We start from the raw sequence: 18,618 nt of genomic DNA, 5'->3' as shown, positions 1-18,618 counted from the left end.
CCATTTCAGCGAATAGTTCTTGCCGAAAACTAGGGCCAGGCGATGCCGCGGCTACCGTTAAAGCCTAAAGCTGTGAGGGACGGCAAGCTGCCGGCCGCGGCCTGCGGCATTTTGGCCGCGGTTGCAGAATCTGTGGCTTACGCTCTTGTGCGAGCGTCTGCGCTCAATATATGTGAGCACATCATAAGTATGCTTATAAATATTCGGCATAGGTTTCCATGAACGCCACGCCCACACTCGGTTTCCTTCTCCACGATGTCGCACGACTGCTGCGCAAGCGCTTCGAGCAACGTGCCAAGTGTCTTGGGCTGACACGGTCGCAATGGCAGACGCTCGCCTATCTCTCGAACAACGAGGGCATCCACCAGAGCGGCCTTGCCGAAATTCTCGAAGTCGAGCCGATCACGCTGGTGCGCATTCTCGACAAGCTCGCCGAACGCGGGCTCATCGAGCGCCGCCAGCATCCGACCGACCGGCGGATCTGGCTGCTCTACATGCGCGACGAGGCGCATCCTCTGCTCGCCGAAATGCGCGAACTTGGCGATGTCACCCGCGCAGAGGCGCTGGAAGGTGTCTCCGCCGAGCAGCGCGAGCAGCTTTTTCAGATCCTGTCCATAATGAAGACCAACTTGGTCCATGCATGCCGGACCCCGGTTGACGAAAATGAGATGAACGATGGCTGATCAATCTCCCCTGCGCGTCGTTGCCGACGCCAATGCCAAGTCTCCTATTGAAGAAAATGAAGCGAAACAGCAGGAAACGGTAGCCGAAGCGCCTTCATCCAATTCAGCGCCGGCTGCTGCCGTGGCTGCGCCTGGCGGCAACAAGGTCCGCCGCCGGCGCAGTTTCACGCGGCCCGTTCTCTTCGCCCTGCTGCCGGTTGCGCTCGTCGTCGGCGGTTACTACTACGTCAATGGCGGTCAGGTGATGTCGACCGACAACGCCTATATCCAGGCCGATATGGTCGGGGTCACCACCGATGTCTCCGGCATCGTCGACCAGATCGACGTGCATGAGAACGAGGCGGTCAAGGCGGGGCAGGTGCTGTTCAGCCTGAGGGTCGACTCCTTCAAGATCGCACTTGCCGGCGCCGAAGCGCAGCTCGGGGTCCAGCGCAACCAGATCATGAACCTCAAGGCGAGCTATCAGCAGTCGCTCGCCGAGATCACTCAGGCGCAAGCGGACCTGCCCTATTACCAGGATCAGTTCGACCGGCAGCAGAACCTCGTCAACAACGGCAGCGCGACGCAATCAGCCTATGACGAGGCCAAGCACAATCTCGAAGCTGCGCAGCAGAAGGTTGCCGTCGCCAAGGCGGAAGCCGCAACGACGCTCGCCCAGCTCGGCGGTTCTGCCGACCAGCCGGTCGAAGAAAACCCGCTCTACCTGCAGGCCAAGTCGAATGTCGACAACGCCCGGCGCGAACTCGACAACAGCGTCGTCAAGGCGCCCTTCGACGGCATCGTCACCAACGTCAATGCGCTGCAGGTCGGCTCCTACTTGCAGGCTTCGCAGCAGGCCTTCTCGCTTGTCGCCACCGATCATCTGTGGATCGCCGCCAGCCCGAAGGAAACCGAGCTCACCTATGTCAAGCCCGGCCAGACGGCCACGATTTACGTCGACACCTATCCCGGCGTGACGTGGAAGGGCAAGGTCGAGAGCATCAGCCCCGCGTCGGGCTCCAGCTTCTCGCTGCTGCCGGCGCAGAACACCACCGGCAACTGGGTGAAGGTCGTGCAGCGCATTCCGATGCGCGTCAGCATCGAGGATGCGCAAGGCAAGCCGCCGCTGCGCGTCGGCATGAGCACGGTCGTCGATGTCGATACCGGCCATGCCCGCGGCCTGCCCGATTTCGTCAACAAGCTTCTGGGCCGGGCTCAGGGCGGGGATGATGAGTAACGCTCCCGCTTCCCCGGCGACCCCGGTTGCCAATCGCGGCGCGATCACGGCCTGCGTTATTCTCGCCGTCATCATGCAGGCGCTGGACACGACGATCGCCAACGTGGCGCTGCCCTATATCCAGGGCAGCGTGTCGGCCTCCGCCGACCAGATCAACTGGGTGCTGACCTCCTATATCGTCGCGGCGGCGATCATGACGCCACCCTCCGGTTTCCTCGCCGCCAAGTTCGGCCGCAAGCGTGTTCTGCTCGTCGCAATCGCCGGCTTCGTGGCCGCCTCCGTTCTCTGCGGCCTGGCGCAATCCTTGAACCAGATCGTCGCCTTCCGCCTGTTGCAGGGCCTGTTCGGCGCATCGCTGGTGCCGCTTTCCCAGGGCATTCTTCTCGACATCTATACGGTGGAGGAGCGCGGCTCGGCTATGGCGCTTTTCGGCGTCTCGGTCATGGTCGGGCCGGTGCTCGGCCCGGTCATCGGCGGCTGGCTGACCGACAACATCAGCTGGCGCTGGGTGTTCTATATCAACGTGCCGATCGGCGCGCTCGCCTTCATGGGCATCGTCGTCTTCGTTAGCGAGACCAAGCGGGATGCGCTCGCCAAACTCGACTGGTTCGGCTTCGGGATGATGAGCCTGTTCATCGCCGCGCTGCAGCTCTTCCTCGACCGCGGCGAGCAGCTCGACTGGTTCTCTTCGGGCGAGATCATGGTCGAAGCGATTGTCTGCGCCGCCGCATTCTATCTGCTTCTGGTGCACACGCTGACTGCAGAGAAATCCTTCGTCAATCCGAAGTTGTTTCTCGACCAGAACTTCACGGTCAGCATGATCTTCATCTTCGTGGTTGGCGTCACCTACCTCGCCTCGCTGGCACTGATGACCCCCTATCTGCAGACGCTGATGGGCTATCCCGTCATTACCGCCGGCATCGTCATGGGGCCGCGGGGGCTTGGCACCATGCTCTGCATGTTCATTGTCGGACGGCTGATCGGCAAGGTCGATACGCGCGTGTTGCTGGTGCTCGGTCTCGGCCTGACCGCCTGGGCGATGTACGACATGACGGGCTGGACGCCCGATGTTTCGCAATGGACGATCGTCTCGGTCGGCTTCATCCAGGGCGCCGGTCTCGGCTTTCTCTTCGTGCCGCTGACGACGGTCGCCTTCGCCACGCTGCCCGCCCATATGCGTGGCGACGGTACCGGCCTCTACAATCTGTCGCGAAACATCGGCTCGGCGGTCGGTATCTCGATCGTCTCGGCACTGATCGTCGAGAACACACAGAGCAATCACGAGTCGATCGCGGCCTATGTGACGCCTTTCAACCACGCCTTCAATGCGGTGGCGGCGCAAGGGTTGAGCCCCCTGACGGCCGCCGGCCGCGCTTCGCTCAACGAGATGATCACCCTGCAATCGACGATCATCGCCTATATGGACGATTTCAAGCTCTTGATGCTGATGTCGCTCGCGGTCATCCCGCTGGCGCTGCTGCTGCGCAAGCCGAAAGCGGCGCCCGCCGTCGACCATAGCGCGGTGATGGAATAATCAGCGAAACGGTTTGCTGAGATACCGCGATCCCTGAATGCCGAAGCGCCACGGTGCTTCGGCATTTCTAGTGATGCCGATGCGTTTTCCTGAGACAACAGGCACCGGCGCAGACGGCGTCAGCGCATAGGGCGGGCGGTCGAGCAACCTGTCATTGATTTCGATGTCGATGCCGAGCGCCTGGCAGAGCTTGCCCGGGCCACTGCAGAGCGCCGTCAGCTTATCGGTGCCGCGCCGCTCCGTCATGGCGGCAATTCCCGCTTCCGGCTCGAGCGCCCGGATCAGCACGGCCGAGCCCGGATGGCAGACGAAGTTCAGGCACCAGTACATGCCGTAGATGCGGTAGATGTAGACATTGCCGGGCCGGCCGAACATGGCGCCGTTGCGCCTGGTGGGCCCGCGAAAACTGTGCGAGGCTTCGTCATCGGGGAAATAGGCCTCGGTCTCGGTGATGCGGCCGCCGGCGCCATCGACTGTCAGATGGCAGCCGAGCAGGTCGCGGGCCACAGTGATCGCGTCGCGCTCGAAAAACGCCCTGAGGCCTTCGCCGGCAAGCGCGCCGGCGCCGATCGCGCCCTTTGTCATTCCACCATCGGTCATAACCGAGGCAGATAACATTCGCTGCCGCCGCCGTCATCCTAAAACCATTTGATGAGGCCGGCCGCGTCAGCGGCCGGCATTCGGATCACGCATCGGGATCGAGGATGATGTAACCGAGACCGGATCGCTCGCCGGGAAGGAATCTTCCAGGCCTTCCTCCAGTTCCTCTTCGAGCAGGGCCGGATCCTTGCTGCGCGCGCCGTCGCCATGGGCTGGTTCGATTGCTGCCGCAAGCAGCACCTTGGCGCGCGGGACCGCGTTTTCCAACGTCAGTTCGGGTGCGCTCCGCAGCGTTACGGCAATGCTGTCTTCGCCTTCACCGCCGAATTCGACGACGAAGCCGTCTTCCGTCTGGTAGACGGTGATATCGCTGAGTGCCATGGCCCTTCCCCCAACCGCTCATATTAGCAAAGCGTGTTTTTGGAATTTTGTCGAGCGAAGACCTTCACCAGCCAATCGATGAAGACGCGCACGCGCGGCGAAAGCTGGCGGTTGCGGGGATAGAGCAGGGAGACCGGCGTCGGGGTCAGCGGAAAATCCGGAAGCACTTGGACCAGAGTGCCGTCGGACAGGTCTTTTTCGGCGTGGTAGCGCGGGATCTGGATCAGGCCGAGGCCCATCCTCGCTGCAGCAACATAGCTTTCGGCGGCGTTGACGGTGACGGTCGCGGGAATGGTTATGTTGCGTGCCGCACCATCGACGATGAATTCGAGCGGCAGCAGACCGCCAGTGCTGGTAGAGCGGAAGCCGACCATGCAATGGCCGGCAAGCCGGTCCGGATGCTGCGGCACGCCGCGGGCGGCGACATAGGCCGGAGAGGCGAGCGTGACCTCATCAAGCATGGCGACACGCCTGATGATCATTTCGCTATCGGCGGGCGTACCGACGCGCAGCACGCAATCGATGCCTTCGCGCACCAGATCGACCAGCCGATCGCCTTCGCTCATAAAGAACTCGATCTCGGGATAGGTCTCCAGAAAGGACGGCAGGCTCGGCAGCACGAAATGGCGCGCGAGCGTGCCGTGCACATCGACGCGCAGCAGGCCTTTCGGTCTGGCGCCGGCAAAGGCCCCTTCCGCATCCTCGATGTCGGCGAGGATCGACAGGCAGCGCTGGTAATAAGCCTCGCCGTCGAGCGTCGGGCTGACATGGCGCGTCGTGCGCTGGAGTAAGCGCACACCGAGGCGGGCCTCGAGCTGCTTGACCGCGTCGGTGACGGTCGAGCGCGGCAGGCCCGTGTCTTCCGCTGCGAGGGTGAAGCTGCGGCGCTCCACAATGCGGCAGAACACACGCATGGCATCGAATCTGTCCATCTTGTTTGTTCGTATTCTCCGGATAGTAATGCCGAAGAATGCACGATTATCCGCCACAGGAAAAGGCGCATCTTCTTCTCATCGAAAACGCGCCGTGGCGCAGAAGGAGAAGAACAATGGCTTCCAACAAAAACAAAAAGGTCGCACTGGTGTCACCGGCGCTTCCCGTGGTATCGGCGCGGCCGTTGCCAGGCACCTCGCCAGGGACGGTTTCACCGTCGTCGTCAACTATTCCGGCAGTGCGGCCGCGGCCGAGGACCTCGCCCGGGAGATCGAGCAGGCTGGCGGCAGGGCGCTGACGGCGAAGGCGGATGTCAGCGATGCTGGAGCCGTCCGGCGGATGTTCGACGCTGCGGAAGGCGCCTTTGGCGGCGTTGATGTGCTCGTCAACAATGCCGGCATCATGATGCTGTCGCCGCTCGCCGAGGCTGACGACGAAAACTTCGATCGCCAGATCGGCGTCAATCTCAAGGGCACGTTCAATACGCTCAGGGAAGCGGCCCGGCGCCTGCGTGACGGCGGCAGGGTCATCAACTTTTCGACTTCGGTCGTCGGGCTGAAGCTCGAAACCTACGGCGTTTACGCCGCCACCAAGGCCGCCGTCGAAACGCTGACGGCGATCATGGCCAAGGAGATGCGCGGCCGTAACATCACGGTCAACGCCATCGCGCCCGGGCCGGTGGCTACTGATCTTTTCCTCAACGGCAAGACGGAGGAACTCATTGCCCGCATGGCGAAGATGAACCCGCTGGAACGGCTCGGCTCGCCCGAGGATATTGCCTCTGCGGTCGCCTTTCTCGCCGGCCCGGAAGGCGGCTGGATCAATGGCCAGACACTGCGCGCCAACGGCGGCGTGATCTGACGAAGGCGCCCTCATCGCAATCATGTGAACGAAGATTGTAGGTCTTCCCCCTTACAATCTTGTGGAGAGTGCCTATAGTTGCTTTATCGCGAGAGAGTGGAGTTCCCTGACGCTCTCTCCCGAACCTCCAGAGCCTGCCGCGCCCAGTCTGCGGCGCGACAGGTCCGATGTTCAAAATTTGCGGCCCGTCGAAGGTTTCCCTTGCCTTCCGGGCCGTCTCTGTTTTGCCGCCGCGCGACATGCTCTAGAAATCGTTCAGCTTGGCCTCGACCAGGAGCTTGACCAGCCAATCGACGAAGACGCGGACCTTGTTGCTGAGGTGGCGGTTCGGTGGATAGACCACATAGAGCGGTATCGGATCGCGGCGCCAGTCCGGCAGCACGCGGATGAGTTCGCCCCGCCGCATCGGTTCACGCGCCATGAAGGTCGGCACCTGCGCGACGCCGAGCCCCGTCAGGGCCGCGGTCAGATAAGTGCGGCTGTCATTGACCGAGGCGATGCAGCGCGGGGTGGTCTCGACCATTTCGTTGCCCCTGCGAAATTCGAAGGGCAGCGTCCGGTTGTTCTGGGCGCGGAAATAATTGACGGAATAGTGCGTGGCCTCAAGATCCTCCGGCCGTTCGGGCATGCCGAATTTCTGAATGTAGCTCGGCGAAGCGCAGGTGATCAGTTCCATCTCCGAAACCCGCCGGGCGATCAGTGACTGATCGGTGGGCGTGCCGGCCCGCAGCGCGCAATCGACGTTTTCGACCAGATAGTCTACCGTGCGGTCGCCGACCCCCAGGTCCAGACGGATATCGGGATAGCGCTGGTAGAAGTCGCAAAGTGCTGGAACGACAATGGCGTCGGCAAAAGCGCCGCTCATTTCGATGCGCAACCGCCCGCTCGGCACGCTTTGCGAATTGGAGAGGCTGCCATCGAGTTCCTCCAGCTCAGAGATGATCTGGGCGGCGCGTTCGTAATAAAGTGCGCCGTCCGTGGTCACCATGACCCGGCGCGTGGTGCGGTTCAGGAGCTTGGTGCGCAGATGCGCTTCGAGCCCCTGAATGAGGTTGGTCACCGTCGCCTTGGGCATGGCGAGCATGTCGGCGGCGCGGGTGAAATTGCCCGTCTCCACGACGCGGATGAAGACGCGCATTGCCGAGAGCTGATCCATCGGTTTCAAGTCCGCAGTTTGCGTTGCACCATTATTCGAAAATCGGAACAGTGTAATCGCGATATCGCTTCTTATTCCCTGTGCTGAATAACAATATCTTTTTTATACAAAATGCAAGCGGCGGAATGTGCCTGTTTGCTCCCATGCGGAAAGAGACCGGAAGCATGACGGTGGAGTGGAAAGATATGATGCTGGACAAGGTGGCCATTGGCCCCGTTTCCGCGCGTATCTACCAGGGCGCCGATTATGGCAAGGGTCCGCCGATCGTGCTTTATCTGCATGGCGGCGCCTTTCTCGACAGCGAGACCAATGTCGATCGCCCGGTGGCGATGAGCCTCGCCAAGGCTGGCGCCATCGTCGCCGCCGTCGACTATAGCAGCCTGTCCGACAACCTGTTTCCGAAGGCATTGGAAGTTTCTTTCTCGGTTTTCAGCTATCTCGCCAACAAACGTGCTGCCGGTCTTGGCGACCGCAAGTCGTTGCTTTTTGTCGCCGGTGAGGAGGCGGGCGGCAACGTCGCCGCCGGTGTGGCGCTGAAGGCGCGCGACCAGTTGCCTGATGCACTCGATGGCCAGGTGTTGATTTCGCCGCTGCTTGATCCCTTCATGGGCACGTCTTCCATCCGCAAGGCGGAAGCCGTCGGCATGCGCCAGCGCTGGACCGATGGCTGGAGTCATTACCTGAGTGGCGGCGGCTGCCATCCCTATGCGGCGCCTTGCCTCTGTTCGCGTCTTTCTGGCGTCGCTCCGGCGCTGATATTCACCGCTGAGGACGATCCTCTGCACGACGAAACAATCGGTTACGGCGCCCGCCTGAAAAAGGCCGGTGTCGGTGTGCGCCAGCATGTCCTTCCCGCCGGGACGGGCTGGGCTTCGATTTATGGTGGGAAATCCGGGGAAGCGCCCGGTTGGCAGGAACACGTCAGCCGCCATTTCGGGAGTTTCCTTCAGGACGTAAGCGTCCAACCGCAATTGCATTGAAGAAGATCTGATATTTCGGCGGCTCGAGGCCGCAAGGAGAGTACTGATGACGTCCAGAAGCAAGCGCTGGGCCCTGGTGGGCGCCGGCTTAGGTCTCATTGCGTCCGTTTCCGGCGCTGCATTGTTTTTCGAATTGCCGATGAGCACGGCTGCCACGGCCGCATCCGAGTCGGCCCAGCCTCCGGCCGTGCCGGTGACGGTTGCCGTGGTCGCGGCGCACGACGTGACCGCCTGGGAAAGTTTCTCCGGCCGCCTGGAAGCGGTCGACCGCGTACAGGTGCGCTCCCGCGTCGCCGGCGCCATTCTGTCGGTGGCGTTCCGTGAGGGCGCGCTGGTCAAACAGGGCGACCTGCTGTTCACCATCGACCGGGCGCCCTACCAGGCGAGCGTGGCGCAGGCGCAAGGCCAGGTCGCTTCGGCCGAAGCCAAGGTCAGCCTGGCGCAGACCGAGCTCGATCGCGGCCGCAGGCTTTCCGACAACCGCACCATCTCCCAGAGCGATCTCGATCAGCGCCAGAGCGCACTGGCCGAGGCGCAGGCCGGCCTGCGTTCGGCGCAGGCCACCTTGCAGTCGGCCCAGCTCGATCTCGATTACACGCAGGTTCGCGCTCCGGTATCGGGCCGTATCGGCAAGATCGAGGTAACCGCCGGCAACCTCGTTGCAGCCGGATCGACCTCGCCGGCGCTGACGACGCTGGTTTCGGTCGACCCGATCTATGCGAGCTTCAACGCCAGCGAAGAGATGGTGACGCGGGCGCTTGCCCAACTGCCGCAGACCGACAGCGCGCTGCCTCCGGTCGAGCAAATCCCCGTCGAAATCGGCACGTTGGCCGACGACGGTACGCCGATCAAAGGCAAGCTGCAGCTGATCGACAACGAGGTCGATGCATCAAGCGGCACGATCGGCGTGCGGGCCGTCTTCGACAATCCGGGCGGACGCCTCATTCCCGGTCAGTTCGTGCGCGTGCGCATGGGCCAGCCGAAAGCCGAGAACAAGATCGTCATCAGCGACCGGGCCGTCGGCACTGACCAGGACAAGAAGTTCGTCTTCGTCGTCGACGGCGAGAACAAGGTGGCCTACCGGCAGGTCCAGCTCGGCTCGCTGGCTGACGGCCAGCGGGTGGTCGAAAGCGGCCTGAAGGCCGGCGAGAAGATCGTCGTCAACGGCCTGCAGCGCATCCGTCCCGGTGCCGTCGTCGTTCCGCAGATGGAAGAGAAGGTCGCGACCGCCCAGTAAGATCCCGCCTTCCCCTGCGGGGGAAGGCCGATACCCGACATAATATGACCCGCCGGCGGCGCCTCACCCGCCGGAGAGGGACATTGCATCCATGTTCACCCCGGAGAGGGCTTTGATATGAACATCTCCAGATTCTTTGTCGACCGGCCGGTCTTTGCCGGCGTTCTTTCGGTCCTCATCGTAGTTGCCGGCCTGATCGGCCTGCGGGCGCTGCCGATTTCCGAATATCCTGAAGTCGTGCCGCCATCGGTCGTCGTGCGCGCAACCTATCCCGGCGCCAATCCGAGCGTCATTGCCGAAACGGTGGCGACGCCGCTCGAAGAGCAGATCAACGGCGTCGAGGGCATGCTCTATATGTCCAGCCAGGCGACGTCGGACGGCGTGCTTAACGTCACCGTCACCTTCAAGCTCGGCACCGACCCCGACAAGGCGCAGCAGCTCGTCCAGAACCGCGTTTCACAGGCCGAGCCGCGCCTGCCGGCGGAAGTCCGTGCACTCGGCATCACGACGGTCAAGAGCTCGCCCGACTTCATCATGGTCGTCAACCTCGTCTCCGACGGCGACAGCCACGACATCACCTATCTCCGCAACTACGCGACCCTCAACATCAAGGATCGGCTTGCCCGTATCCCCGGTGTCGGTCAGGTGCAGGTCTTCGGCGCCGGCGATTATTCGATGCGCGTCTGGATCGATCCGCAGAAGGCGGCCGAGCATGATCTCGCCGCCAGCGACATCAGCAACGCCATCAGCTCGCAGAACGTCCAGGCGGCCGCCGGCATCATCGGCGCCTCGCCGAGCCAGCCGGGCGTCGACCTGCAGCTCAACGTGAATGCGCAGGGCCGCCTGCGCACGCCGGAAGAATTCGGCAGCATCATCGTCAAGACGGGCGCCAATGGCGAGATCACCCGTCTTCGCGACGTTGCCCGCATCGAGCTTGGCGCCGCCGACTATACGCTGCGGTCGCTGCTCGACGGCAAGCCTGCCGTCGCCGTGGCCGTCCTTCAGGCGCCCGGTTCGAATGCGATCGAAATTGCCGACAATGTGCGCGCGACCATGGATCAGCTGCAATTGGCGATGCCCGAGGGCGTCAAATACGAGATCGTCTACGATACGACGAAATTCGTGCGCTCTTCGATCGAGAAGGTCATCGACACGCTGCTCGAGGCCATCGCGCTCGTTGTCCTCGTCGTCATCCTGTTCCTGCAGACATGGCGCGCCTCGATCATCCCGCTGATCGCGGTTCCGGTCTCGATCATCGGCACTTTCGCGGTCATGTATGTCTTCGGCTTCTCGATCAACGCGCTCAGCCTTTTCGGGCTGGTGCTGGCGATCGGTATCGTGGTGGACGACGCGATCGTCGTGGTCGAAAACGTCGAACGCAACATCGAACACGGCCTGTCGCCAAGAGCCGCCACCTACAAGGCGATGAAGGAAGTGTCCGGTCCGATCATTGCGATCGCGTTGGTCCTCGTCGCGGTTTTCGTGCCGCTCGCCTTCATCTCCGGCCTGTCGGGGCAGTTCTACCGCCAGTTCGCTCTGACGATCGCGATCTCGACCGTCATCTCGGCCTTCAACTCGCTGACGCTGTCGCCGGCGCTGGCCGCCCTTCTGCTGAAGGGCCACCATGCGCCGAAGGACTGGTTGACGCGGTTCATGGATGCGATTTTCGGCTGGTTCTTCCGCGGCTTCAACCGCGTCTTCGGCGCCGGTTCGAATGCCTATGGCAAGGGAGTGGGCGGTCTGGTGTCGCGCAAGAGCATCGTCATGGTGGTCTACCTGGCGCTGGTCGGTGCGACCTACAGCATGTTCACCACGGTTCCGGGCGGCTTCGTGCCCTCCCAGGACAAGCAGTATCTGATCGGCTTCGCCCAGCTGCCGGATGCGGCAAGCCTCGACCGCACCGAGGATGTCATCAAGCGGATGACCGACATCGCCTTGAAGCAGCCGGGCGTCGCCAATGCGATCGCCTTCCCCGGCCTGTCGATCAACGGCTTCACCAACTCGTCGAATGCCGGCATCGTCTTCGTGACGCTGAAGGATTTCGAGGAGCGCAAGACGCCGGATCTCTCCGGCGGCGCCATCGCCATGGCGCTGAACCAGAAGTTCGGGGCGATCCAGGACGCCTTCATCGCCATGTTCCCGCCGCCGCCAGTCAACGGCCTCGGCACGACCGGCGGTTTCAAGCTGCAGATCGAGGATCGGGCGGGTCTCGGCAATCAGGCGCTCGACGAGGCGACCAAGGCGGTGCTTGCCAAGGCCTATCAGACGCCTGAGCTTGCCGGGCTGTTCTCGAGCTTCCAGATCAACGTGCCGCAGCTCTATGCCGATCTCGACCGCGCCAAGGCCGAGCAGCTCGGCGTTTCCGTCACCGACGTCTTCCAGACGCTGCAGATCTATCTCGGCTCGCTCTATGTGAACGACTTCAACGCCTTCGGCCGCACCTACAGCGTCCGAGTGCAGGCCGACGCGAAATTCCGCGCCCAGCCGGAAGATATCGGCCAGTTGAAGGTTCGTTCGGCATCGGGCGAGATGATCCCGCTATCGGCCCTCTTGAAGGTGGAGCCGAGCACGGGGCCGGAGCGGGCGAACCGCTACAACGGCTTCCTCGCCGCCGATATCAACGGCGGTCCGGCGCCGGGCTTCTCGTCTGGTCAGGCCCAGGCGGCCATCGAGAAGATCCTTCGCGAGACGCTGCCGTCGGGCATCGATTTCGAATGGACGGATCTGACCTATCAGCAGATCCTTGCCGGCAATTCAAGCGTGGTCGTCTTCCCGCTTGCCCTGCTGCTGGTCTTCCTGGTGCTGGCCGCCCAGTACGAGAGCCTGACCCTGCCGCTGGCGATCATCATGATCGTGCCGATGGGCGTGCTGGCGGCTCTGACAGGCGTCTGGCTCACCGGAGGAGATAATAACATCTTCACCCAGATCGGCCTTGTCGTCCTTGTCGGCCTATCGGCGAAGAACGCGATCCTGATCGTGGAATTTGCCCGCGAACTGGAGTTCGAGGGCAGGACGCCGCGGGAGGCGGCGGTCGAGGCCAGCCGCCTTCGCCTTCGTCCGATCCTCATGACCTCCATGGCCTTCATCATGGGTGTCGTGCCGCTGGTCGCCTCCACAGGCGCCGGCGCGGAAATGCGTGCGGCCATGGGTGTCGCGGTGTTCTCCGGCATGATCGGCGTCACCTTCTTCGGCATCTTCATGACTCCGGTGTTCTACGTGCTGCTGCGACGGCTGACGGGCAACCGTCCGCTCATCCAGCACAAGCCGGACGAACACAAGGAGGAAGAGGCGGAGGTCATCCGGCTCGCGGCGGAATAGACGGAATTCAACCTTCCTTTGTCGAGTAAATCGGGCGGGAACTTCGGTTCTCGCCCGTATCGTTTTTCAGACACCCGACGAAAATGCGTTACGTTCATCAAAACGGTTGCAACCGTGAACGAGGGGACTATCAAAGACGGGTAGCAGCTGGGAGGATCGGCGCGGGCCTGCTGTCCGGATAAGCAAAGCCGGCAAAGCCGGCGCGCTCGCGGAAGTTAGTGAGGCGGACTGCAGCGCTCCGCTTCTCGACTTCGACGAGAAGAGTGGCCGATCGGGAGGATAATGATGACGGACCGCCAACCGAAGAAACGCCGCCTGCGTTCGCAGGACTGGTTCGACAATCCCGATCATATCGACATGGCGGCGCTCTATCTCGAGCGTTTCATGAATTACGGCATCACCCCGGAAGAGCTGCGCTCGGGCAAACCGATCATCGGGATTGCTCAGAGCGGCAGCGATCTGACGCCCTGCAACAGGGTGCATGTCGAACTCGCCAAGCGCGTGCGCGACGGCATTCGCGATGCAGGCGGCATCCCGATCGAATTTCCGACACATCCGATCTTCGAGAACTGCAAGCGCCCGACCGCCGCCCTCGACCGCAATCTCGCCTATCTCGGCCTCGTCGAAATCCTTTACGGCTATCCGCTCGACGGTGTCGTGTTGACAACCGGCTGCGACAAGACCACGCCTTCGGCGATCATGGCTGCTTCGACGGTCGATATTCCGGCCATCGTGCTCTCCGCCGGGCCGATGCTCGATGGCTGGCACGAGGGGGAGCTGGCCGGTTCCGGCACTGTCATCTGGCGGATGCGGCGGAAATATGCTGCAGGCGAGATCGATCGGGAGGAGTTTCTACAGGCAGCGCTCGATTCGGCTCCATCCGTCGGCCACTGCAATACGATGGGCACAGCCTCAACGATGAATGCCTTGGCGGAAGCACTCGGCCTATCGCTCACCGGCTGCGGCGCCATTCCGGCCGCCTATCGCGAGCGGGGGCAGATGGCCTACCGTACCGGACGGCGCGCCGTCGAGATCGTGTTCGAGGATCTGAAGCCATCGGATATCCTGACGCGAGCTGCCTTCCTCAATGCGATCCGCACCAATTCGGCAATCGGCGGCTCGACCAATGCGCAGCCGCATCTGGCTGCGATGGCCAAGCACGCCGGCGTCGAACTTTATCCCGATGATTGGCAGGTGCACGGCTTCGATATCCCGCTTTTGGCCAATGTCCAGCCCGCGGGCGCCTATCTCGGCGAGCGCTACCACCGCGCCGGCGGCACGCCGGCGATCATGTGGGAGCTGCTGCAGGCCGGAAAACTCGACGGCGACTGTCGAACGGTGACGGGCAGCACGATGGCCGAAAACCTCGACGGGCGGCAGGCCAGCGACCGCGAGGTCATCCGGGCCTTCGACGAACCGCTGAAGGAGCGGGCGGGCTTCCTCGTTCTCAAGGGCAATCTCTTCGATTTTGCGATCATGAAGATGAGCGTCGTCTCGGAGGATTTCCGCCGGCGTTATCTTCTGGAGCCCGGGCGGGAAGGTGTCTTCGAGGGCAGGGCGGTGGTTTTCGACGGTTCCGAGGATTATCACACGCGCATCAACGACCCTGAACTCGGCATCGATGAGGATACCATCCTCGTCATCCGTGGAGCCGGACCGCTCGGCTGGCCGGGTTCGGCCGAGGTCGTCAACATGCAGCCGCCGGATCATCTGTTGAAGCGCGGCATCCGCAGCCTGCCGACGATCGGCGACGGCCGTCAGTCAGGCACCGCCGACAGCCCCTCGATCCTCAACGCATCACCGGAAAGTGCGGCCGGGGGCGGCCTCGCCTGGCTTCGCACCGGCGATATCATCCGCATCGACTTCAACCAGGGGCGCTGCGACATGCTCGTCAGCGGCGCCGAGATCGAGCGGCGCAAGGGTGACGGTATTCCGCCGGTGCCGGCGGATGCGACGCCGTGGCAGCAGATCTACCGCCGTTCGGTCACGCAACTGTCGGACGGCGCGGTTCTGGAAGGGGCTTCGGAGTTCCGCCAGATCGCAAAAAAACCGCCTCGGCACAACCATTGATCTGGCGCAGGGCAGCGATAGTGGTTGATTTCCGCTGAAATGCTTCCTCGTCCTCCGGGTTGAGTAAGCGAGAGATTTCGGCGCGACATTTATTCGCGCCGGCAGGAAGATTATTGGGCGCCAAGTAATTTTCTTGAGCTTGCAACGGCATTGTTTCATGGTAATGCGGAAACGAAGCTTACTGCATTGCATCGAAAACGTTTATACGCGTGGTCAGGACCATCGGCGCTGCTTCTCGATCATTCGCAGGTGCGCTCGGGGAGCGGTGATCTGACAATTGCTTTGCCGTTGGCGGGATGGACTTGCGGAACATTCAATCTGGGAAGGTCGCATGAATTCGGAATTTGCCGTTCGTTCGATGCGGCCCGGCGAATTGGAACTCGTGCTCGAATGGGCGCGTCAGGAGGGGTGGAATCCGGGTCTCGATGATTCGATTGCATTCCTCGAAGCCGATCCGTCGGGATTTTTCGTCGGCTCTATCGGTGAAGTCCCTGTCGGCTCGATCTCGGTCGTCAAATATGGCGACAGCTTCGCCTTTCTCGGCCTCTATATCGTCCACCCGGATTTCCGCTGCAAGGGTTACGGCAAGGCGATCTGGGAAGCGGGGATCGCCACGGCGGAAGGTCGGACGATCGGTCTCGACGGCGTTGCCGCGCAGCAGGGGAATTATCGCAAGGCCGGCTTCGAGCCCGCCTATTCCACCATTCGTTACGGCGGTGTTGCCTCCTCTTTGCCGGCCTCGACGCTTGTCGCGCAGCCGGTGCTGGATTCACGCCTGGAAGGGTTGCAACGGTATGATGCGGCGGTCTTTCCGCAGCCGCGGGATGCCTTCCTCGCCGCCTGGTGCACCAGCCGCAAGGGGCGGCGTACGGCCGTGGTCCGCAAAAGCCACAAGATCCGCGGTTACGGCACGATCCGCCGCTGTTACGAAGGCTACAAGATCGGCCCGCTTTTCGCCAACGATGCAGACAGCGCCGCGGCGCTGCTTGCCGAATTGATCCCCGAAGCAAAGGGGGCTCAGATATTCATCGATATTCCCTCCGAAAACCGCGAGGCGATCGCGCTTGCCGAAAGCATAGGCCTTCAGCCGGTGTTCGAGACCATGCGGATGTATCGCGGGCCGGCGCCAGCCATCCCGTTGAAACACGTCTTCGGCGTGACGACGCTGGAGCTTGGTTAAGCCTAATCGACGGGTGAGGCAGGCACGGTGGGAGCGGACGCTTTCGGCCGGCCCCTTTCGGCGATCGCGATGCCGCCCAGCGTCAGCATCAGCGCTACCATATGGAAGGACTGAAGCCTTTCTCCGATCAGTACGACGGAGAGCAGTGTTCCGAATACCGGCACGAGATTGATGAAGAGACCGGCGCGGTTGGCGCCGATAGCCTCGACGCCCTTGATATAAAGGATCTGCGCCAGCAATGAGGGGAAGATCGCCGTATAGAAGGTGATGCTCCAGCCGGCCTGGTCAGGCCACTGCGCCGCGCCGCGGCCAATCTCCCAAAGAAGCAGCGGGAGCGAGGTCAACATGGCGGCGAGGGCGGGGAAGGCCATCAGCGTGCGCCAATCGACCGCCGGTTTCCAGCGCAGGAAGATGGTGTAGAGCGCATAGGCGGCAATGGCGATCAGCATCAGCCCGTCGCCGCGATTGAGCTGCAACTGCAGCAGCGTGGCCAGGTCGCCATGGGCGGCCGTCAGTGCCACGCCCAGCAGCGTCATGCCGAAGCCGAGACATTGCGCCAGCGAGATGCCGGTGCGGAAAAAGAAGAAGTTCAACAGGAAGATCAGCATCGGAATGCCGGCCTGCTCGATGGCGACGTTGATCGCCGTCGTATATTGCACCGCCGAGTAGAGCATGGCGTTGAAGAGTGTATAGCCGATGGCGCCGTAGCAAAGGAGCAGGGGCAGGTTTTTCCTCGCCACGGGCCAATCCTTCTTCAGTTGCGGAACGGATATCAAGGCGATGAGCGCGACGGCGAGGAACCAACGCAAAAAGGTCAGCATCATCGGGCTGATATGGCCGACGGCAAGTTTGCCGGCGACGGAGTTGCCACCCCAGCAGAGGGTGGCGATGACGAGGCAGATATAGGCTGTGGCTTGCAAGAGCGTTCTTCCTCGTCTTTTGCGATCGATAATCGGCTTTTTCCCAGGGGAAATAGACTGCCGGCTGCTGATTTGTCACGTAAAAAGCCCAATCGGCTGTGACAACAGGGTCGCTTTCCCAAAAACAAAGCTTTATAGATGCGCGGGTTTGAGCAGGTGTGCGGTTTTCCGCCGGTAACAGGAAGAGTTGGATGACGAACGTAGTCGTGGTCGGTTCGCAATGGGGTGACGAAGGCAAAGGCAAGATTGTCGATTGGCTTTCGGAACGCGCGGATATTGTCGTGCGCTTTCAGGGCGGACATAATGCCGGCCATACGCTCGTCATCGACGGCACGAGCTACAAGCTCTCGCTGCTGCCCTCCGGCGTCGTGCGCCCCGGCAAGATGGCGGTGATCGGCAACGGCGTCGTCGTCGATCCGCACGCGCTGATCGCCGAGATCGAAAAACTGTCCGCCCAGGGCGTGACGATCAGCCCCGATAATCTTCGGATCGCCGACAATGCTACGCTCATCCTTTCACTGCACCGTGAGCTCGACGCGATGCGCGAGGATGCAGCCTCCAACAGCGGCACCAAGATCGGCACGACGCGCCGCGGCATCGGCCCGGCCTATGAAGACAAAGTCGGCCGCCGCGCCATCCGGGTCATGGATCTTGCCGATCTCGACAGCCTTTCCGGCAAGGTCGACCGTATTCTGACGCATCATAACGCGCTTCGCCGCGGCCTCGGCGTCGCCGAGGTCAGCCACCAGGCGATCATGGACGAGCTCACCTCGATCGCCGATCGGGTGCTGCCGTACCGTGACACGGTCTGGCTTTTGCTTGACAAGGAGCGCCGCAAGGGCGCCCGTATCCTGTTCGAAGGCGCGCAGGGCAGCCTGCTCGACATCGACCACGGCACCTATCCTTTCGTGACCTCCTCCAACACCGTGGCCGGCCAGGCGGCGGCCGGTTCCGGCATGGGGCCAGGCTCGCTCGGATATATCCTCGGCATCACCAAGGCCTATACGACGCGCGTCGGCGAAGGCCCGTTCCCGACGGAACTGACCGACGAAATCGGCCAGTTCCTGGGTGAGAAGGGCCATGAGTTCGGTACCGTGACGGGGCGCAAGCGCCGCTGCGGCTGGTTCGACGCAGCACTGGTGCGCCAGTCGGTTGCCACCAACGGCATCACCGGCATCGCGCTCACCAAGCTCGATGTGCTCGACGGTCTCGAGGAATTGAAGATCTGCGTCGGTTATATGCTCGACGGCGAACAGATTGATCATCTTCCCGCAAGCCAGGGAGCGCAAGCTAGGGTCGAACCGATTTATGTCACGCTCGAGGGATGGAAGGAATCGACCGTCGGCGCCCGCAGTTGGGCGGATCTTCCGGCGCAGGCGATCAAGTATGTTCGCCAGGTCGAAGAATTGATCGGGGCGCCGGTCGCGCTCCTTTCCACCAGTCCGGAGCGGGACGACACGATACTTGTGACCGATCCGTTTGAGGATTAAGGTCACGGCCCACTGTGGAGGACAGTTCGGCAGAAGGCCGGACTTCTTGAGAAAGTAAG

At 62.4% G+C, this 18,618-nt stretch carries 14 protein-coding genes and 1 pseudogene; 10 read left to right on the top strand and 5 right to left on the bottom strand.

The features are described 5' to 3' along the window. Positions 1-218 precede the first annotated feature (218 nt). Genes Tal182_RS18275 through Tal182_RS18265 form a run of 3 tightly spaced genes read left to right on the top strand, consistent with a single transcriptional unit; the run spans position 219 to position 3,433 of the window. Complete coding sequence (locus Tal182_RS18275; protein ID WP_064804587.1) at positions 219-683, top strand: MarR family transcriptional regulator; 465 nt, start codon at positions 219-221, stop codon at positions 681-683. Next, complete coding sequence (locus Tal182_RS18270; RefSeq protein ID WP_085860325.1) at positions 676-1,899, top strand: HlyD family secretion protein; 1,224 nt, start codon at positions 676-678, stop codon at positions 1,897-1,899. Before Tal182_RS18275 ends, Tal182_RS18270 begins: the two co-directional genes overlap by 8 nt. After that, positions 1,892-3,433, top strand: coding sequence for a DHA2 family efflux MFS transporter permease subunit (locus tag Tal182_RS18265; RefSeq protein ID WP_085860324.1), 1,542 nt, complete (start codon positions 1,892-1,894; stop codon positions 3,431-3,433). The genes Tal182_RS18270 and Tal182_RS18265 overlap by 8 nt, the downstream gene beginning before the upstream one ends. Here Tal182_RS18265 and Tal182_RS18260 read toward each other — a convergent pair whose 3' ends face one another. From Tal182_RS18260 to Tal182_RS18250, 3 genes are all read right to left on the bottom strand, one after another. Beyond that, complete coding sequence (locus Tal182_RS18260) at positions 3,434-4,033, bottom strand: DNA-3-methyladenine glycosylase (RefSeq protein WP_170965898.1); 600 nt, start codon at positions 4,031-4,033, stop codon at positions 3,434-3,436. Positions 4,034-4,099: 66 nt separating this feature from the next. After that, on the bottom strand, positions 4,100-4,414 hold the full coding sequence (locus Tal182_RS18255; protein WP_064811187.1) for a hypothetical protein: 315 nt from the start codon (positions 4,412-4,414) through the stop codon (positions 4,100-4,102). A 23-nt stretch (positions 4,415-4,437) separates the two neighbouring features. After that, a complete protein-coding gene (locus tag Tal182_RS18250; RefSeq protein ID WP_064811186.1) occupies positions 4,438-5,346 on the bottom strand; it encodes a LysR family transcriptional regulator in 909 nt (302 codons plus the stop codon). Between the two features lie 116 nt (positions 5,347-5,462). Here Tal182_RS18250 and Tal182_RS18245 point away from each other — a divergent pair. Beyond that, a pseudogene (locus tag Tal182_RS18245) lies at positions 5,463-6,208 on the top strand (SDR family oxidoreductase). A gap of 244 nt (positions 6,209-6,452) precedes the next feature. Here Tal182_RS18245 and Tal182_RS18240 read toward each other — a convergent pair. Further along, positions 6,453-7,364, bottom strand: coding sequence for a LysR family transcriptional regulator (locus tag Tal182_RS18240; protein ID WP_064804574.1), 912 nt, complete (start codon positions 7,362-7,364; stop codon positions 6,453-6,455). A 164-nt stretch (positions 7,365-7,528) separates the two neighbouring features. Here Tal182_RS18240 and Tal182_RS18235 point away from each other — a divergent pair, with 164 nt between their 5' ends. The 5 genes from Tal182_RS18235 to Tal182_RS18215 all read left to right on the top strand — a co-directional run bounded on the left by Tal182_RS18235 (position 7,529) and on the right by Tal182_RS18215 (position 16,149). Then, positions 7,529-8,344, top strand: coding sequence for an alpha/beta hydrolase fold domain-containing protein (locus Tal182_RS18235; RefSeq protein ID WP_064804572.1), 816 nt, complete (start codon positions 7,529-7,531; stop codon positions 8,342-8,344). Positions 8,345-8,390: 46 nt separating this feature from the next. Next, positions 8,391-9,581 (top strand): efflux RND transporter periplasmic adaptor subunit, encoded by a 1,191-nt coding sequence (locus Tal182_RS18230; RefSeq protein WP_085860321.1) that lies wholly within the window; start codon positions 8,391-8,393, stop codon positions 9,579-9,581. A gap of 117 nt (positions 9,582-9,698) precedes the next feature. Beyond that, positions 9,699-12,899: a multidrug efflux RND transporter permease subunit gene (locus tag Tal182_RS18225; protein ID WP_064804568.1), complete on the top strand. Its 3,201-nt coding sequence runs from the start codon at positions 9,699-9,701 to the stop codon at positions 12,897-12,899. Between the two features lie 285 nt (positions 12,900-13,184). Continuing rightward, positions 13,185-14,969 (top strand): IlvD/Edd family dehydratase, encoded by a 1,785-nt coding sequence (locus Tal182_RS18220; RefSeq protein ID WP_085860320.1) that lies wholly within the window; start codon positions 13,185-13,187, stop codon positions 14,967-14,969. Positions 14,970-15,300: 331 nt separating this feature from the next. Further along, the gene (locus Tal182_RS18215; RefSeq protein WP_085860319.1) at positions 15,301-16,149 is read left to right on the top strand and encodes a GNAT family N-acetyltransferase; all 849 of its coding nucleotides are present in this window, start codon (positions 15,301-15,303) and stop codon (positions 16,147-16,149) included. Positions 16,150-16,151: 2 nt separating this feature from the next. On the opposite strand, the gene Tal182_RS18210 is transcribed toward Tal182_RS18215, so the two are convergent. Beyond that, the gene (locus tag Tal182_RS18210) at positions 16,152-17,069 is read right to left on the bottom strand and encodes a DMT family transporter (protein ID WP_064811183.1); all 918 of its coding nucleotides are present in this window, start codon (positions 17,067-17,069) and stop codon (positions 16,152-16,154) included. Positions 17,070-17,260: 191 nt separating this feature from the next. On the opposite strand from Tal182_RS18210, the gene Tal182_RS18205 reads away from it, so the two are divergent. Beyond that, positions 17,261-18,559, top strand: coding sequence for an adenylosuccinate synthase (locus tag Tal182_RS18205; protein ID WP_020922114.1), 1,299 nt, complete (start codon positions 17,261-17,263; stop codon positions 18,557-18,559). Positions 18,560-18,618 lie beyond the last annotated feature (59 nt).

The sequence above is a fragment of the Rhizobium sp. TAL182 genome, assembly GCF_002117725.1.
In the GTDB taxonomy this organism is placed as follows: Bacteria; Pseudomonadota; Alphaproteobacteria; order Rhizobiales; family Rhizobiaceae; genus Rhizobium; species Rhizobium esperanzae.
The sequence above is the reverse complement of the archived record's forward strand: the minus strand, read 5'-3'. Positions and strand labels throughout refer to the sequence as shown.